The sequence below is a fragment of the Sporosarcina thermotolerans genome (assembly GCF_042658975.1).
GTDB classification, from domain to species: domain Bacteria; phylum Bacillota; class Bacilli; order Bacillales_A; family Planococcaceae; genus Sporosarcina; species Sporosarcina thermotolerans.
Genome location: NZ_JBHSRM010000002.1, coordinates 92196 through 113145, shown reverse-complemented (window position 1 = coordinate 113145; position 20950 = coordinate 92196). Strand labels below are relative to the sequence as shown.

Here is a 20950-nt window from a genome sequence, read left to right as displayed (position 1 = left end):
ATGGCTCATCAACCAAAAGCCTACAAAAAGTTTGTTGCAACTGCAGCAACAGCAACACTAGTTGCATCCGCAATCGCACCAGTCGCTTCAGCTGCTGCTGAAACGAAATCTTTCACAGATGTAAGCAGTGCTTACGCTGACGCTGTAAACTACCTTGTAGCACAAGACATCACTTCAGGTAAAACAGCAACAACTTTCGGTACTACTGAAAACATCACTCGTGGAGATGCAGCAGTATTCATCGCACGCGCTCTTAAACTTGATGTTGATAACGCGAAAGACCAAGGTTTCACAGACCTTAACAGCCGTGTTAAAAACGCAGTTAACGCAGTAGTAGCTGCTGAAATTGCTGGCGGTAAATCAGCAACTTCATTTGCTCCAGAAGCAAACATCACTCGTCAAGAAATGGCGAAAATGCTTGCTAACGCTTATGGCCTAACTGCAAAAGAAAATGCTAACTTCACAGACGTGAACAGCAACTGGATCGGATACGTTTCTGCTCTTAAAGAAGCTGGAATCACTCTTGGTAAAACAGACACAACTTTCGCTCCAACAGCTAACCTAACACGTGGAGAGTTCGCTCTATTCATGTTCCGTGCTGAAGGTGCTCCAGCAGCAGTAGGCGAAGTTGCATTGGCTTCTGTTAAAGCTACTTCTGCTAAAACAATTGAAGTAACGTTCAACCAAGCTGTTGATACAGAAAAAGCAAAAGTTGAATTGCTACGCGGTACATTCAAACAAAACGCTACACTTGAATGGGCAGATGACAAAAAATCTGTTAAGTTAATCGGCGCTGGAAACTTCCAAGCTGCTGACTACACTGTAAATGTTACTGGTTTAGGTGAAAAAACTTTAACTGGTTCTGTGAAAATCGAAGCTCAAAGAGTAGCATCTATCCAAATTTTGGATGACGTTGCCGTCGTATCTAAAGCTATGGTTGATGGTAAATTCACTGATACTACTGTAGCTACAGTTGGTTATTCTGTAAAAGACCAATATGGTGTAGATATGAATGCTACATTGAAAACAAATGATGATGCTAACATTACATTAAAAGATGGCGTAGTTACTATTTCCTCTGCACTTGTTAAAGGAAAAACTGTTGGAGATTTAGTACCTGTTGTAATTATTGACACAGCTACAGGAATCTCAACTACAAAAACCGTAAAACTTTCAGCAGAATCAACAGTATCTGATATTTCTGTTGCGGGCGTTTATAATGAAAAAGGCGAAGTTGTTGAATTGAGTGACAAATCTGATGCCTCAAAAGCATTTATTGTTCTTGACTTGAAAGATCAATATGGTAATGCTATCACTGATGCCGCAAAAGCTTCAGGAATAGTTGTTACAAATACTAATACTTCTAACATTGAATTAGAAACCGTAACAGTAGATCAAGTTAAAAAAGTTGTTATCAAAAGTGAAAAAATTGGTGATAAAAACAAACTTGTTATTGGCTTCGATTCAATTAAAAAAGCTGGAAATACTGATGTGTTATTAATTTCGACAACAAATGGTAAGTCAGCAACATACACAGTGAAGGTAGCAGAAACTTCAACAACTGATGTAATTACAGTTGGACAGCCGGAAGTGGCAGTTGTAGGTGAAGATACTTTAATTCCAGTAACAGTAACTGATAAAACTGGCAATGTAATTACAGATGTTAAGTTATTATCAGATGCTAATAAAGGAATTAAACTTGGCGATAAAACTGTAGATGTGAAGAAGTTGTCTGTTAAGGACGGTCAAGTTTACCTAACTCATAAATTTGATTCAAAAGGCACACAAGCATTAGTATTCACTACTTCAACTTACAAAGTAGCTACAATTACAATTGATGTAAAAGCTGCTGCTGAAGCTCAAGCAATCCGTGGATTACAAGAGCCTTTAGTTATTAAATCAGGTGCGGATAACGCTGTTACTGTAACTGCTGTAGATCACTTAGTTATCGAAGACCAATATGGTCGCGTTATGAAAAATGCTAAGGATGCAGTTACTGTTGAGTTAGTAGGTAAATCTGATGTTGTAAGTGTTGATGAAGACACTAACAAAGTAACAGGTCTTAAAAATGGTACTGCGACACTTAAAGTTCAATTGAAATCTGATACTAAAGGTGATTCCGCAGTAGAAGTAAAAGTACGTGTAACTGACGGTACTGAATACAGCGACTACGAAATTGTTACAATTGGTAAAGTTCAAGCTGCTGGTACAGAAGAAGATGCTGGACCAAAAGCATTCACTGTTAACGGTTTGTTGAATGGTGGAAAAGTTGCTCTTGATCCGAGCGAATTTACTGTTAAATTGACAGGCGGTAATTTTGAGCAAAACGAAGTAAATGTTAACAAAGGTAAATTCACTATTGATAAAGATGACTTGAGCAAAAACTCTTCTAGTAAGCCTATTGATACAGAATTTACTTTACGTGTGACAGTTAACGCAACAGGTAAAGTACTTGAACAAAAATTCGTAGTATCTCCTGCTAACAAATTAGTAGAAGACTTCTTCTTCACTGCTTCTTCTACTAGCACTACCTATGCTAATGCAAAAGGTATTACAGAGGCGATTGTTAAAGGCGGAACATACGCAATTGGAGAGAAAATTGTTGTAGATGATGCGGAAACGGCTCTAAATGTTGCAACAGTTGACCAATACGGCAACAAAAAAGTTGTTGCTGCTACAACTGCAAGCATCTTAACAATTGTTCCTGAAAAAGCAGGCAGTGTTGTAATTTCTGGTAACGGTACGTATAATGCAACAGCTGTTCTTGCTGAAGGAGTTAATGAAGCTGTAATAACTGTTAAAGTTAAAGTTGGAACAGCTACTAAAGAATTGAAAGTTACTTTGAAAAAATAATTAGCAATTGCTAATTAGGCTAACGAAGTCACTTAACAACAATCTATTTTTAAAATAGTATTGAAGTTTATATGAAAAAAGCTCCTGAATCGAGAAATCGATCCAGGGGCTTTTTCAATTTCAGGCTGAGTATTGATCGAAAGTTTAGTGTTCCTTAGAAACACCGAAACCTATAATAGAGTATATACGCTTGCCATAGTTCCCACCTACAGTACTTTACACCAGGTGCAGTTTCTCATTAAATATTCCCAGCACAAAAATCACTTTATAAATATCACAACCGCTTCAAATAACTTAGAGAACTTCTCGAATTATACAAAAACGACTTCTGCCGATAAAGCGAGAAAACTTGCTCGCGCTTTTGCAGTGGAGATGCAGAACCCTGAATTTATAGGGGTAATTGAAGTCCAAGATAATAACGATCCAGACGCTGGAGATACAAAAGCGGAGTAGAGTTATGAAAGACTGATTTAAGCAATTGTGGACGCTGGCAGAGTCAAATATAACTATGTGAAAATAGCCCCAGTAAACGGCAGGGATGGCGGACGACTGGGAGCGAAGATCCATGTCGGATTCCTTTACAAACCTGAACGTGTAACGTTGACCTAAGGCATTCCTCATGGGGATGCAACAACTGCAGACGACCCACCTGTCATTTCGGGTGGTGTCCAGTTTACAGGTGCATTTGCAGAACTCCTCGATAAAGGTTTTTAACAACAGAAGTTACAGTGAAACCTGTAGCAGCAAATGGAGGTGACGTCGCAAGAATGCTCTTTTACATGGCAACCCGTTATGAAAAAGGTGACAAAGTCGACTTGGAGTTGAATGAAAGTCTAAACAACGGAAAAAATCCATGCCGGGGAAAATTATCCATTCTTCTTGAATGGCATCTTCTCGATCCAGTAGGTGAATTTGAAATAAATCGAAACAATGTTATCCATGAAATACAAGGTAACCGCAATCCTTCATTGATCATCCGGATTGGGTTAATTTAATTTGGAAGAAACAAGGCAATTCCTATCAAAAGATTGCTTCTTAATAAATATAGATTAATAGAATGAACTTTAAGGGGAGCTTATTAAAAGTTCTCTTTTTTTATTAGCAGGAATTAATTCCTAATTACAATTACCAAGTAAATAATTTAATACTTTATTCAATCAAAGCATACTTTTTTACCTACTCTGTAATTTAACTCTCCCAAAATACCGAATTATATGATATATTCATAGAGACACGCTATTAATACAATTGCGTGAAAAAAGGTAAAAGGGGAGATGAGCTTGAAAAAGCGGGGTATTCTGAAGGCTTTAAGTAGTCTTTTAGCTTTCGTTCTTGTTCTGTCGCTGATGATGCCGTTTTCGGTGAGTGCATCGGCAGACCAAACAAAACCGTTCAAACCGAACACACAAAGCGAAAGCATTATGCAAATGAAAGCCGCGATTGCCGAGCAATTGAATCTGGCAAATGGCGGCCCGAAACTGCATAAGGATTTACAAGGACTTTCAGGTGATGAAGTAGTTGATGTTATTGTCAATCTATCTGAAGTACCTGTAGGACTCCAAAAAGGTATTAATGAGCTGTCTGGAAAGAAGTTTTCCTCAGCTGAATCATTGGCAGTACAAAAGAAAGTTAATGTACAGCAGCTTGATGTCAAAAAGGAAATGAAAGCACTTGAAATTTCCTATGAAGAAGGCTTCACATATGATACAGTACTAAACGGTTTTTCGGCTAAGATTAAAGCATCCGATATTCAAAAGTTACTACAAGTTCAAGGAGTAACTCTTGTTGAACCAGACGCTACTGTTTACGCATATGAAGATGTAGAAGCAAGTGGACAAGTTGAAGCAGCAATGAACACAAGTATTGACCACTTGGGAATCGAAGCTCTTTGGGCGGAAGGTTTTGAAGGACAAGGTATAAAAGTTGCAGTTCTTGACACTGGAATAGATGCTGATCACCCAGAATTTGAAGGCATCTACAAGGGTGGTAAAAACTTCGTTCCGCACACAGGAACCGACTATACACGCCCGCGTGCTGACGACGATGCATCTGAAACATCGCCGGCCGAGCGACCGAATCATAGAGATGAAGTAAACGATTCTGGTCGTACATTTTGGACTGATCACGGTACGCACGTTGCTGGAACCATAGCAGCAATCGGAAAAAACGAATATGGCGTTAAGGGAATAGCACCTAAAGTTGATCTTTATATGTACCGCGTTCTTGGTGCTTACGGTAGTGGATCGAATGCTGGAGTCATCGCGGCAATTGATTATGCTGTAAAACAAGAAATGGATGTCATTAACCTATCATTAGGTGGTGGTGTCAACACTGAAACTGCCAGTGATTCCTATGCGATAAACAACGCGATGCTTGCTGGAACAATTGCTGTTGTTGCAACGGGTAACTCCGGTCCGGGTCGTGGATCGATGGGAACGCCTGCAACAGCGAGACTTGGTATTGCTGTTGGTAACACGACGAATCCGGAATTATCGGCTGTCAAAGCTGAAGTAACGAACGGTGATTTCGAATTCTCCAAAGACGTGAAATTCTTCTTCACGCCACTTGGAATAGATCTTAAACAAGAATTGTCAGAGGAATTGGGTATCGTAGCAATTCCTAATGTAGGTAAAGAATCAGACTATGATGGGTTAGATGTCGAAGGAAAAGTTGTCCATGTTTCTCGTGGAGAAATCACATTCATGGATAAAATAAAATTTGCTACGGAAAAAGGCGCCAAAGCGATCATTATCTACAATACAAAAGATCATGCAGATGGAAACGATAATCCTATGTCAGGTGTAGGTGGCGGCGAGGTTTTCACTGTTGATATCCCTTCATTTAACTTCTCTTACAATGATGGGAAGGCAATCAAGGATGGTTTGGAAAACGGGGAAGGAAAAATCACATTCGATGTAGATAACATTGTTTGGACTGCTGGAGACGAAGTCAACAACTCTAGTTCACGTGGTCCATCCACTCCGAACTTTGATATCAAGCCAGATGTCACTGCACCAGGAACGAACATCTTGTCATCCGTACCGATGTATAAAGCGGACTACCCGGATGCTGAGTATGACAAAGCGTACGATCGCTTCACAGGAACATCAATGGCAGCTCCACATATTGCGGGGATTGTTGCATTGATTAAACAAGCAAACCCTGAATGGAGCCCATTCGATGTCAAGGTTGCGCTTTCTAACACAGCGAAGATTCTTGACACGGACAAGTACGATGTATTTGCACAAGGAGCGGGGCGTGTAAACGCTTATGCTGCTGCGCATCCTGAAATCCTTGCATATGCAATCGACGAGGCATTGCTTGTTGAAACAGGAGAAGTCGTTGAAAACTTGAAAGGTACAGTCACTTTCGGTCCTCAATCCCTTGAAGAAGGGGATATATCTGTTGAAAAGCAAATACTGGTTAAAGATGTTGCAGGAAACGGCGGGAAATATACTGTAACAGTCGATTATACAAAAGAGTTTGGCGATGCAGAAATCACAATAGATAATCCAACATTTACATTAGACGGCGAAATGATGTTAACAGTTACATTGACAGCATCCGCAGCAAGCACGAAAGCCGGCGATGAAATCCTTGGTTACATCTATATTACAGGTGGCGACACTACTATTTCCTTGCCATTCGCAGCCGATTTTGGCGGGGAAGTTGCAATTGAAATTCAAGATATGCGAATTACAGAAACAGATTTGAGCTTCAACGGCGATGGCGTGAAGGACGAAGCGATGCTTTACTTCACAATCACAGGCGATGTTGGCGAAAACTACCTTGAAATTTGGGATATGATGAATCCTGAAGGTGGCGTATTTGAGGATGGTTACATCGGCTACCTGCACGCGGGCGGTGCGCTTAAAGCCGGCTCATATGAATTAGCAATCAAAGGAAGCTATAGACCTTGGGATGGTTCTCCTGCAACAACGATTCCGGACGGTCTTTACACCATCGACTACAATGCATTGTCGGCATCCGGCAAAATCAGTGACTATGTCGGACCAGTTGTTGTAAAATCGACAGCAGGGACAATTGAAGGTTTCGTTGAGGGTACAACTGTCACTGGACAAGTTGATGATGCATATATAGGATATCAAGAAAAGTTGGTTTCTTACGGAATGGGTTATGACATTAATACAAAACTAAAAGCTTCATATGTAGTTTCCAAAGATGGTGTTGCTACAGATTCTGGTCCAATCACTTTAGAACAAGACGGGACATTCACTTTCGAATTACCGGAATTTGACGAAGAAAATGAAATACTTGTTATTAGATACGAGGATGCTGCAGGCAACAAGGCTCAGAGTGTAGTGGGGGGAGATCTTTTCGTGGACGATGCCCAATTGACACTCTACTCTGGCTCTGAGAAACAATTGAAAGTAACAGCAAAAATATTGCAACCTGACGGTACAGCTGTAGTGAATGATGTTACCGAAGCAGCCATTTATTCCTCAGGTGACGAGAAAGTTGTAAAAGTTAAAGAGGGACTATTAAGGGCAGTTGCATTCGGGGAAACTGATATTACAATAACGTATGGCGACAACGGACCGGTTATTGTAACTGTGAATGTAATAAACTCCGAAGTTATTGTTCCAAGTCCAGAAGCGCCAGCCCCTGAAGAGGAAAAGCCAGAGGTTGAAACACCAGAAGGCGAAAAACCAGATGGTGAAACTCCTGAAGGAGAAACACCAACAGTTCCAGATTTCAAGGACACTGCCAACACATTTGCTGCAAATGAAATCAATGCACTTGTAGCAAAAGGCATCCTTCAAGGAAAAACTGAAACTGAGTTTGCACCAAATGCACAAATCACACGTGCGGAATTCGCAGTATTGCTTGCTCGCGCTCTTGACCTTCCATTGGAAGAGTACGAAGGTAAATTCGGGGACGTGAACACAAGCAAGAAATGGGCATTTGCAGGAGTTGAAGCAGCAGCTCGCGCTGGAATCATCAACGGAACTGCAAATGGTAGCTTTAACCCAGACGCACCGATCAAACGCGAAGAAATCGCTGCGATGATCATCCGTGCAATCGAGTACCAAAACAAAGAGAAACTTGCAGGCCTTGAGGCACCAGCTAACTTTGGAGACCACGGATCGATCGGAACTTTCGCAATCGACTCCGTCTACAAAGCAGCATCACTTGGTGTCATCCAAGGAAACAACGGCAATTTCGTACCGAAGAACAATGCAACACGTGCAGAAGCAGCAGTTATGCTTTACCGCGCATTGGAAGTATTGGGATTGTTAGATTAATAGCACTATAAAAAGAGGAGCCCTCGGGTTCCTCTTTTTAAATGCGCGACTATTCAAGTGTTTCAAAGCAAGTATACCAGAAGTACTTTAATGGTTTACTAAAATATCACTGTAATATACCCAAACCTATTAAAAAATGATATATTATTATAGTCATATAAACCTTAATAATGCGATAAGTTGAAACACTCATGAGCTACAAGCAAGAAAGTAACATCATAGAAAGAGTAACGAGGTGAGGGTCTTGGTAAAGAAACAGTTTATAAAAATCTCTAAGAGTATAATAGCTTTTATTTTGGTTCTGTCCATGTTGACGCCGTTTTCATCAATCGTCAACGCAGAAGAAACTAGTCCGTTAAAAACAACAACAAATAGCGAAAGCATAGTACAAATGAAAGCCGCTATTGCTGAACAGTTAAACTTGGCAAACAGCGGACCAGTTATACATAAGGACTTAAGTGATCTATCGGGAGATGAACAAATCTCTGTCATCGTTCATCTATCAGAAACGCCTGCAGGGCTACAAAAAGGTATTAATGAATTGGCAGGGAAAAGCTTCACTGCCACACAAGAAACAAAAGCGCTTCAAAAAGTAAAAGCACAACAAAACCATGTCAAAAAGGAAATGAAAGCTCTACAAGTCTCCTTTGAAGAGGGTTATTCATTCGACACTGTCCTTAACGGCTTTGCAGCAAAAGTAAAAGCTGACGATCTTCAAATACTTCTCCAAGTCGAAGGTGTCAAATTAATTGAACCCGATGCAACTGTTTATGCTTTCGAAGATGAAGAAAATGTAATTCCAGCAGATGGTCAAGTTGACGCATTCATGGACACAAGCGTTGATTTCCTTGGTATCGAAAAGCTCTGGGCGGAAGGCTATGAAGGGCAAGGTATCAAGGTTGCCGTCCTCGATACGGGAATCGACGCCGACCATCCCGACTTCAAAGGCATTTATAAAGGAGGCAAAAACTTCGTCCCGCATATCGGTAACGACTATACACGCCCGCGTGCTGACGACGATGCTTCCGAAACATCACCGCTTGATCGTCCAGCAAATCGTCCTATATTCAATAGCAGTGGAAACACATTTTATACTTCACACGGCACGCATGTTGCGGGGATTATTGCCGCAATCGGCAACAATGAATATGGCCTGAAAGGAATTGCGCCAAAAGTTGACCTCTATGCATACCGCGTCCTTGGTGCGTACGGCAGCGGTTCTATGTCGGGTATCATTAAAGCGATCGACACGGCAGTTGCCGAAAAAATGGATATCATTAACCTGTCGCTTGGCGGCGGCGCAAACACTGAAACGGACGCTGCATCATTTGCCATTAATAATGCGATGCTTGCAGGAACTATCTCAGTAATTGCAACAGGGAACACTGGCCCTGACCGCGGAACGATGGGTACGCCATCCACATCCCGCCTCGGCATCGCAGTCGGGAACACGACAAATCCTGAAGCGCATTACGATGGAGAAGTGAATATCAACACTAACAGTTACAACCTGACCAAAAATTTAAACTTGATGGGAACACCATATGGCAAAGACATAGCTACTCAACTTGATGGTGTATTTGACATTGTCGCAGTACCTGGACTTGGTGAAACAAAGGACTATGAAAATCTTGATGTAAAAGGAAAAGTAGCCCTTGTCTCACGTGGCCAGGCCCCGTTCGTCGACAAAATTCAAGCTGCGAAAGACAATGGTGCGGTTGCTATCATCATCCATAACCATAAAGGCGGCTCAAACGCACCCGGCATATCAAAAACATTCCTTGGCGATGATTTTGACTTCATCCCCGCATTCGATATGTCCCAAACGGACGGCGAAGAAATCCGTGCGGCACTTAGCGAATCGGAAGGCACTATTACATTCGGTTCATTCAATAAAACATATATCGCAGGCGACGAAGTGAACAACTCAAGTTCACGTGGTCCTTCAACTCCGAACTTCGACATAAAGCCTGACGTAAGCGCACCGGGGACAAATATTATGTCTACAATCCCGATGTACAAAGCGGATAACCCGGATGCGAGTTACGAAAGGGCGTATGCCCGTAAAACGGGAACATCGATGGCTACCCCGCATATTGCGGGAATCGCAGCACTTATGAAACAGGCAAATCCTGATTGGAATGCTTTCGATGTGAAAGTCGCACTTTCCAACACTGCGAAACTATTAGATACGAAAAAGTATGATGTGTTCTCTCAAGGGGCAGGGCGTGTAAATGCTTATGCGGCCGCGCATCCAACCATTCTTGCTTATGCAATAGACGAAGCGGTGCTTGATGAATCAAATAAGATCGTTGAGAACCTAAAGGGAACAGTAACTTTCGGTCCTCAATCACTTGGAACAGATTTGAAAGTTACAAAACAAATTCTTGTTAAAGATATGAAGGGGAATGGCGGGGAGTATGACGTTACAGTAAATGTAACGAAATCGTTTGGCGACGCTAAAATTACCATCGATCAACCGAACTTCACGCTCGAAGACCAGCAACTCTTAAATATCACGCTGACTGCCTCTGCAAATACAAAGGCAAAAATTGGTGATGAACTGTTGGGCTATATCCACATTAAAAGTGGAGATGTAGAGGTGTCATTGCCATTTGCGGCAGACTTCAGTGGAGAAATTCCTGTTGAGCTGAAAGACATGAGCATATCGGAAACCGATCTCAACTTCAGCGGTGACGGTGTAAAAGACGAGGCAACGCTCTACTTCACCATCACGGGCGATGTTGATGCAAACTACTTGGAAATTTACGATATCATGAACCCTGATGGTGGCGAATTTGGTGATGGTTTCATCGGCTTCATGCACGCAAGTCCGTCACTTGACGCAGGCCAGTATGCATTTAAGATTAACGGAACCTATTCTCCATGGGATGATTCAGGAAAAACGATTATTCCAGATGGTCTTTACACATTCGATTTCACAGCAAAACCGAAATCCGGTATTCCGGCTGAAATTAATGACTACGTAGGACCAATTTTTATAAAGTCCACAAAACCCGTTGTCGAAGGTGTATTTAATGAAGGAACTCTAATCGGTAAAGTGACAGATAAGTATATTGAATTTAACGAGGCGTTGGCTCAATATGGACTTGACTATGATTTGAATGAAAAGCTGCATGCCTCTTATATAGTTTCGATAAACGGTGAAAACGCCAATAAATTACCGATTGTATTGGAACAGGATGGTACATTCAATATCAATATTGACTCGGAAGACTTCGACAATATTAGCAACTCTGCGAAAGTGACTATAATGATTGACGACGCAGCAGGTAATTCTTCTGAAACAGTCCTTTTTGAAAGAGATGCTCTTGGAGTAAAACTATCGGTAACTCCAACTGAGTTGAAATTGGTAGAAACACACCAGGCAAAGCTCACAGTAACAGAAACAACAATTACATCAGATGAAAAGACAACCGTGAAAGATGTAACAACGGAAGCGAAATACAAAGTAGCCGACGAAAGCATCATTACTGTTTCTGAAGGTACAGTCAAGGCAAATAAAGCTGGCAAAACAACAATTACAGTCAGCTACGGAAATTCTGAACCTGTAACAATCGATGTCCAAGTGGACAAGGCACCTGTTATTGTAGTTCCGGGACCTTCAATACCGCCAATCGTGATTCCTCCGGCGCCGGGCGGAGGAACACCTGAGGCCGGGAAGCCTTCTCAAGAGAAACCTGCTGAAGAGAAGCCGAAAGAAGAAAAACCAACGACACCACCAGCCTTCACGGATATTGCCAATACATTTGCCGCAAAGGAAATCAATGTATTAGCGGCAAAAGGCATAGTCCAAGGTAAGACGGCGACAGAATTTGGTGCGAACGCACAGATCTCCCGCGCTGAATTCGCGGTATTGCTTGCTCGTGCACTTGACCTTTCATTGAAAGAATATGAAGGTAAATTTAGTGACGTGAATACAAGCAAGAAATGGGCATTCGCAGGTGTTGAAGCTGCAGCTCGTGCAGGTATAGTGAACGGTACAGCAGACGGAAAATTCAACCCAGACGCGCCGATTAAGCGTGAAGAAATCGCAACAATGATTATGCGTGCAATCGATTATCGTGACAAAGCGAAACTAGCTAACGTTGAAAAGTTAGGTAACTTTGGCGACCATGGTTCAATTGGATCATTCGCCATCGAATCAGTTTACAAAGCAGCCGCAATCGGGATCATCAAAGGAAATAATGGATACTTCAATCCTAAAAACAATGCAACCCGTGCGGAAGCGGCAGTTATGCTTTACCGTGCACTAAATGTTTTGCAATTAATAGATTGATAGTGACGAAAAAAAAGGAGCCTTCGGGTTCCTTTTTTTATTACAATGAATCATTAGTACTTCCTGATGAAAGCTCCGAATTTCACACAAAATCCCATAACTCGAAGTAAATATAGGTTTAATTACCTTTTTAATTACATTATTTTTCATATTTTATTCCATTAATTAATTGCGACGTAATATTTTACCTATTTTTTGAGCCAATTCTCCCAAAGTATCAGACTTTATGATATATTCATAGAGACGCTCTATTTATACAATAGTGTGATCAATCAATTTAAAAGGGGAGATGGGGTTGAAAACGCGGGACTTTAGGAAGGCGCTAAATAGTCTATTAGCCTTCGTGCTTGTTCTGTCAATGATGATGCCGTTTTCGGCAAGTGCATCAGCAAAACAAGTAAAACCGTTCAAACCGAACACACAAAGCGAAAGTACCATGCAAATGATTGAAGGGTCCATTAATGGCACTATGGTCACTGGCCAAGTCGATGGTGAGATCACGTACTCCGTTAACTACGAATCACTACGGCTTGAACTCGGAGAAGGGCGGCAATTGACTGTAACTGAAACGACGACAAAGCCAGATGGCACTACAGTGGAGAAGGATGTAACAGCAGACGCAACATTTGCCTCAGCTGACAATACAGTTGCTATTGTATATGAAGGCTTTGTAACATCTGTTTATGCTGGAAAAACGTATATTACAGTTGATTATGGCGATTTCACTACTCTGGTGAACATTGAAGTAACGAGTCCTTCCCACGTAAACATGCATGAAATAAATATCGATGCTAACTCAGATGAAAGAATTATCAACTCTGGAAGAGGCATCCTATTAAGCAAAGTGCGTGATGGACAATATGGTAGATCTATAGACATGTCATGGTCTATAAGTAGTGAAGGAATTCATAAATTGAGTTTCCCTGCAGATTCTATTCAGCCGAATGACGAGTACAAGGTTATTTATTGGATTGAATATGAAGAAGACGGTGAGACCAACACTTATTATAATGAGATGGTTGTAAAAGGTGACGAACTATTGGAGGTCACTGGTAAAACCATCCCATCTGACGAGGATTTATTGAAAACAGCACTTAGTTCGGAAAATAGCGGTCTGGGTATCTATGAAATGCGATTCATACCGGTAGATAGAGAACAATGGAGTGATAACTACAACATACTTTATGTATCAAATGGATTGTTAGTCTCTGAAAACCCAATAATTTTGCAATATGTGATAGAAGGGGAAAAAGACGAAACAAAACATTTCCTTAATGGAAAGGTCACAATCGGTAAACCGATTGACTATGACACACTTTTGGCAGATTCTTCAAAGGTGGAGTTTGATGGAACTTATAATTGGGGTTATTTGAATTTGAAAAACTCCGATATTACTTTCCTTATTAACGAAGGTGAAAATGCAGCAATTCAACTGTCGAATGGAACTTATAATTTAAGTTTTTCAAATAACGCGAATTGGGATGGTGTGTTTGTAATTGATAGTGATCAAACAATACAAATTCCAACAGCGCCAACAAAATTAGAGTTTACAAGTCTAAACACAAATACGAATCATTTTTTGTGGGTGAATTATGAACTCACTTTAGGATCCGGTCAATTTAGGATGAGTGGAATTCCGGTGAACCCAATTGAGTTTGAACTATTCAACGGCTCGGAAAAAGTTTTTGAATGGTCCGACGAATATTTTCATTCATCAATCGAAATTGATGCTTCAACATGGAAAAGTGGTACTTACACAGTAAAGGCAACTTATCTTACCGAAGAAGGAAACGAGCTATCTGCAGAAGAATCATTTGTATTTGATTCGGGAGTTCAAGAATTAAAAGGAACTGTTTTTACTGCTGAAAACTCAAAAGGTGAACTACTACAATCAGGAATTGTCACTTTGTATGAAAAAACAGGTGAAAAAGAAAATCGTTATTACAATCGAGTAATTTCAAAAGAAATCAAATCAGTTAATGGTGTATATGAGGCATTCATTCCGGATGCTTATATTTTGGATGGCTTGAGCTATTACATGACAGTCGTAGATCATACTTCCAAAACAATGTATGCAAAAGAATTTACTGGTCAAGCGGATAAGAATTACCACTTCAGTGCAACCGACCTTGTGGAAATGAAAGTGGATACTGGATTCTTTAATACTGATTCAGTGAATTTCATGCTACTTGGAATGGATAACTCAACAAGTGTATCAGTGAATCTATTCGAATTTGGGTGGCATGTATCCAAGGATGCAAAATTCCTCGTTAACTGGGTTGGAACAAATGCAAACAATGAAAAATACAAATGGTTTGGATTTGTAAATGGGGATAATGAATTCTCATTGGATTTAACAAATGTGGATTGGCAATTATTAAAGCCATCTTCAAAATATGAGAATGCAAGTCTCTCCCTGTACCCATATGGGGAAACTTATTCCAAGCTATATGTTAGCGAAAAGATCATAGGCAATCCTTCTACCTATCTAACGGTAAGGGACGGAGATACGACTTATAAAGGACCAGTTCCTTATGGGAAAGATAAAAAAGAACAGGGGATTGAATTTACTACGTACGACGGTTACGCGTATACCAATTCAAATTCGACTATAGTCTTCACATACTTCGAAAATGACTATGGCCAATTGGATATTATAGGTGAAAACTCATTCACTTATGAAATTTACGATGAAAACGACAAACGTATCGGCGAACCGATTTTAACGCATTATTTCGATTCATTTGCATTAACGGAGCCGTTGAAAAAAGGCATCTATAAGATTAAATTGGTTGAAAGCACAGTTAATAAAGAAATCGTATCCCTCTCAATGGATTCATTCATTTACGTGGATGGGCAAGAAAAGCCATTGGCTATTCCGGTAGAGTTGGATACAAAATACGGTAAGTTCCAACCTCGACAAATGACTATTCAAAATGACGACTTGGACAGTCATGAGTACGGAAGAACATTCAACTTGAACTTGAACTTCTATGATATGCAATTTACTATGCCATATGGTTTGGAGTTGAATCCGGATTCACAGTATAAAATTTTACTGACTGGAACACTGCAAAATAATTTAGGTGTTATTGATATCCAAGCAATGAAAGGTGAGCAATTGCTGAACAGCAGTAAATCTAACCCATTGCAACTATCTGAAGACCTGAAGTCAATTAAAATTACGCATAATTTAAACCCGACAACTATTCAACGTGCGGAACTGAACTTTGGACTTGCTACAGATGGATACTCTCCATTTAGCCCAATACGTGTTAGTGGAAAAGAATCATTCCAAGTATTGGCGTCTCCGAACAACTATCATGGCCGCATAATAGTAGTTGACAATTCACAAAATGCAACGGTGTTAAACGTACCTAAAACAACTATTGCAGATAATATGGGAATCGAAGTCGATGGAAAAGACTTGGCTAAAGTTACTATTAAAGATATGAAGATTTCTGGATACGAGTACTATCCAAATAGATTCTCCCTTCATAGCGAGTCGGATTGGGTTTCATCCATGTCCCAACAAAAGGGGCAATACAGTCCACTAAGGTATTACATTGCTTCAAATGAGGAAAATGATACACCTTGGAGCTATAGTGTCGTTAAATTTGTCGATCTTAATGAAGACAAAGAATTCATTTTCGACAAAAAAGCAATATCAGGAAACATTTTCAATTTCCAATTAGACAAGATTGGAAATAAAAATTACTATTTACAAGCTTTTGTTTCACTCCACTCCGGTGACTTCCAAATAACTAACATTTACCGAGCGTTGGAGAATAATCCACAAATGATGTCGGCTGAAGCATCGGAAGATCCAATCAGGGATTATATTGGAGAATTCAGTGGAGAATACGATGTGCCTGTGGAGTATACAGTAAAAGATCATACAGGCAAGACAGTATGGCAAATGACAGGATCAATCAACGACCGAGAATTTGCCATTAATAAAGAGCTTATTGCAGGAACATACACATTTGAAGTGCATATCCCGACAGCTTTACGTCAATCCATTACTCTTAAAGAGGAATTTACAGTTACGGGAGAAAACACGCCATTCGTACAAATCCATACTCCGCAATCAGGTTTAATCACAAATGCAGAAAGCATTACAGTAATTGGTAAAGCAAATGCGGATGTAGAAGTAACATTGGAATTGCAAAAAGATGGTAAAAAAGTGAGTGGCACGGTTGTCGCGGCCGATTCAGAAGGTGCATACACGCATACATTCCATCCAGAAACTGATGGAGAGTATACGATTGTCGCATCCAATGAAGATGCTACAACAAGCGTTGTTGTAACAATCGACCGTACACCTCCTGAAAAAGCAAGTAATATTCAAATCACAAAAGAAGCAGGAAAACTAATTGTAACTTGGACAGGTGCAGAAGACGCTGTTTCCTATAAAGTTGAAGTTGCTGAAAACGATGGAGAGTTCACAGTTCTTAGCGAATCACAAAAGGGAACAACAGCAGTCATCTCGAACATTAAACCAGGCACAACGTATAAGGTGAAAATCACTTCATCAGATGCAGCTAAAAACACAAGCGTTTCAGATGTAGCCAGTTTCACTGTGGATGCATTCACTGCAACAGAAATTACACTTAAAGACGGTCGAAATGCAGATAAGCTGCTTTCAATCGGTGACGAGCTGGCTGTAACAGTGGATGGCTCTTATGAAGAAGGATTCACGGCGGTAGCGAATGTCTATGTAGACGGCAAAGCACACGAAGTGGTACTTTCTTACAATGAAACGTCTAAATTGTATGAAGGCATATTCATCGTAAAAGAAGGCCAGAAAGTCATTGAAAAAGTGACAGGTCAAATCTTGAATGGTGAAGAGAAAACCGAAGAAATTTCAAATGAACTTAATTGGTCTGTCGGTTCTACAGTTAAAGGACTTGTAAAGGACGGGCAACCTGTAGAGGATGCAACAGTTCGTCTTGTTTCGAATAAAACGTACACAGTGAAGACAGATGCTAATGGAGCTTTCGAGGTTAAAGGGCTTCCTTCAGGCAAGTACAAAATTTCAGTGCTTGTAAATGGAAATACTTATGCTCAACAAGATCTTGAAGTAGGTCAATCCAAGATTGTCGCTGCTCCAGATTACAAAGTACCTGCATTTACGGATGCTTCCATTACAATTTTCGATAAAGTTACTGACAAGCCTGTAACTGATGTACTGTCTGCGAGATTAACAGGTCCAAAAGGATATATTGTATTTGGATCTACAGTGAATGGTAAATTCACAACGAATAACGGGCAATCGGTATTAAAAGATTTGGAAACAGGCGAGTACAAATTGACAGTCTATGGTCAAGGTACTTACCTAACAACAACTGCATCAATCAATTTGGTGAAAGGGACGACGGATTATAAATTCGAAGTCGACAAGCTTACAATCGATGAAAAGACATTGACGATTAAATTTAATGCCGATGTCGAAAAAATTGATTCTATTTATTTGTATAGCTATTCAACTTATCAAAAACATGGTTACACCGGGGTTGGTAACTACTACAAGTACAATGTTAAGCCTGAAAATGGTGCAATTGTATTTGAAAATGTTGCTGCTGCGGATGACTACTGGTTAGACATCTATGCTGAAGGATTTATGTCCTATCATCAAAATGTTGTAGTGGCGGATAATCCCGAAATTAAAATCAATTTGGAGCAAGGACGTGTCATTACTGGTAAAGTAACGGATAGCCAAGGCCAGCCGGTAGCGAATGCGTACGTCTATGCTTACGGTGGATATACGAATGCGTACGCAGAAACAGATGCGACTGGTGAATACAAGCTGAGTGGCCTATCGAAAACAGATGATATTTGGATTGATGTCTATTCACAGCTTTACTTGTCTCATCAGGAAACAATTGTAGTTGGTGATGATGAAGTCGAGAAAAACATTCAATTGGCAAAAGCTGTAATGATGACTGGAAAAGTCGTCGACCCTAATGGCGATCCACTGGCGAATGTTTCAATTTCGGCAGATGGTCAAACAACTTATGGTTGGGGTCGTACTGCTACGGATGGAAGTTTTGCAGTAACTGGTTTGAAAGACACTGAGACCTACAATCTATCATTCTATTCTTACGGTTATCCGACTGTAACAATGGAAGGTAAGCAACCTAGCGATGTCGGAGAAGTAACGCTCCAAGCGAAGGGTGACGGAGATTTCGATGGTGACGGAAACTATCTTGCGGTTTCCAAAACTTCTGTCGTCTCTGGTGAAGAAGTCCAGTTCACGCTTGTCTATAAGAATAATGGAACTCAAAAGGCTGAGGATGTCCCTGTGACATTAACAATCCCTACAGGACTCAAGTTAATAGAAGAAACTGTTTCCCTGAATGGAAAATCAGTCAAATCTGATGGCAATAAAGTGGTTATTCCTGAAGTAGCTGCTGGAGAATCCGGTAGGATCACATTCAGTGCAACAGTTGGGGATGTTGAAGCTTCTTCCTTAACCGTAACTGCAAAAGTGACTGAAAAAGGATCAATCCTTTCGTCTACAACATCAGTCGTATTCGTAACACTTGAAGCACCAGCGCTTACGGGTGTAAAAAATATCAAGGTTTACGGTAATGCTAAATATGGTTCAAAAGTAGAACTGTTTGCAGGCAATAAAAAAGTCGGTGAAACAAAGGTCGACGGCAAATGGTGGTTCATCGATGTAGAATTGCCGGTAGCTGACTCTAAGGCGAAAGAAACATTCATACTGTCCGCAAAAGTAACTGACGGTCAGCAAACGACGATGTCCAAGCAACCGGTAACAGTCACTTATCAGCCAGACGTTCCGAAAATGACTGATGTAACAGTCCATGCAGGTTGGAATGGCGATGTAAAACTGAACCCTTATACGGGCGTTGCGACATTTGCAATTGTCGAGCATACACCACTCGATACGACAGTGAAATTCGATATGGATGTGGATTCAGCGAAAATCAGCTTCCTTGGAAAAGAGTATGACCTTGTCAAAGGTACAGATAACACATTCACATTTGACGGTAGCCTGCTTGGTCGTTGGACGTCATACGGTGAGCAATTGCTGGAAATCACGTTCAAAAAAGATGATGTGGAAATCACGCTTCCATTGATGAACATTATCGTCTTGATTGACCCATCTGGTTACGTATTCGAAGGCAGCATGGACAACAGACTTGAAGGAGTTCGTGCAGTTGTCGAAATGCAAGTTGGAGATGACGATGATACAGAGTGGGTACAATGGGATGCGGCAAAATATGGCCAAGTCAACCCACAAATCACTGACGAAGAAGGTCGTTACGGCTGGGATGTCATCGCAGGAAAATGGCGCGTCATCTTCACGAAAGATGGTTATGAGCCATACATTTCACGTATCATGGACGTTCCTCCTCCGGAAACGGAATTGAATGTTCCGATGGTGAGAATTTCGGATCCTGTAATTGTTACAACAGAAGTAACGGGAGACGATCTGACGATTGAATTCGATCGATTGATGAATACAGCTGACAAAGCGACACTTATCCAGCTGTTCGAAGAGGGCAGCGATACACCAATCGAGGGAACTGTTGAAACGATTGATCTAACAGGTTACAAGTCAATTGAAACACCAGATGATAAAAAAGATGGTCACGGCGGAAAAGATAACAACGATGAAGATGGATTCTTCGTTACAGATGACTCGAAGAAACTATCGAAAACGTTTAAATTTGTTCCAAGATCAAAATTGAAAGCTGGAACAACTTACCGCCTTGTTGTTAGTGAAGATATTGAAGATAGTTCAGGAAAGATATTAGGTGCAGATAAGGAATTAACGTTCACAACGGCGAAATCCGATGGCGGAACACCTGGAGGAGGCGGAGTATACATTCCACCAACACCACCAGTAGATCCGAAACCAGAAAAGCCGGAGCCGATCATTCCAGACTTCAAGGATATTAAAAACACATTTGCTGCAAAAGAAATCAATGCACTAGCAGCAAAAGGCATCATCCAAGGTAAGACGGAAACTGAGTTTGCTCCGAATGCACAAATCACTCGAGCGGAATTCGCAGTATTGCTTGCGCGCGCGCTTGACCTTCCATTAAAAGAGTATGAAGGGAAGTTCGGTGACGTGAACAAGAGCAAGAAATGGGCATACGCAGGAGTTGAAGCTGCAGCACGTGCTGGTATCGTTAATGGTACAACTAACGGGAAGTTCAACCCAGACGCGCCGATTAAGCGTGAAGAGATTGCAACAATGATTATGCGTGCGATTCTTTACCAAGACAAAGCAAAGCTTGAAGGCATCGAATTGCCTGCACACTTCAACGACCACGGTTCGATTGGATCATTCGCCATCGAATCAGTCTACAAGGCAGCAGCAATCGGCGTTATCAAAGGTAATACCGACAACTTCATGCCGAAAAACAATGCAACACGCGCAGAAGCGGCAGTCATGCTTTACCGTGCACTGGATGTATTGCGATTGATTGATTGAAAGTGGAGTTGGTCTATTTTAGTGAATAATAAAATAGCTCATTTACGTATAGTAGATAGT

Annotated in this window: 6 protein-coding genes; all 6 read left to right on the top strand. The window is 40.8% G+C overall.

Annotated elements, in window-relative coordinates:
* A complete protein-coding gene (locus tag ACFPZG_RS01540) occupies nt 1-2853 on the top strand; it encodes an S-layer homology domain-containing protein (RefSeq protein WP_317940371.1) in 2853 nt (950 codons plus the stop codon).
* Nucleotides 2854-2985: 132 nt separating this feature from the next.
* A complete protein-coding gene (locus ACFPZG_RS01535) occupies nt 2986-3306 on the top strand; it encodes a hypothetical protein (protein ID WP_283733013.1) in 321 nt (106 codons plus the stop codon).
* Between the two features lie 275 nt (nt 3307-3581).
* Nucleotides 3582-3848, top strand: coding sequence for an endonuclease (locus tag ACFPZG_RS01530; protein ID WP_317940370.1), 267 nt, complete (start codon nt 3582-3584; stop codon nt 3846-3848).
* A gap of 285 nt (nt 3849-4133) precedes the next feature.
* The gene (locus tag ACFPZG_RS01525) at nt 4134-8120 is read left to right on the top strand and encodes a S8 family serine peptidase (protein WP_283733012.1); all 3987 of its coding nucleotides are present in this window, start codon (nt 4134-4136) and stop codon (nt 8118-8120) included.
* A gap of 244 nt (nt 8121-8364) precedes the next feature.
* The gene (locus tag ACFPZG_RS01520) at nt 8365-12420 is read left to right on the top strand and encodes a S8 family serine peptidase (RefSeq protein ID WP_317940369.1); all 4056 of its coding nucleotides are present in this window, start codon (nt 8365-8367) and stop codon (nt 12418-12420) included.
* 295 nt (nt 12421-12715) lie between these two features.
* Nucleotides 12716-20890 carry a carboxypeptidase regulatory-like domain-containing protein gene (locus ACFPZG_RS01515; protein WP_317940368.1) on the top strand — a complete coding sequence of 2725 codons (8175 nt, stop codon included), beginning with the start codon at nt 12716-12718 and terminating at the stop codon, nt 20888-20890.
* Nucleotides 20891-20950 lie beyond the last annotated feature (60 nt).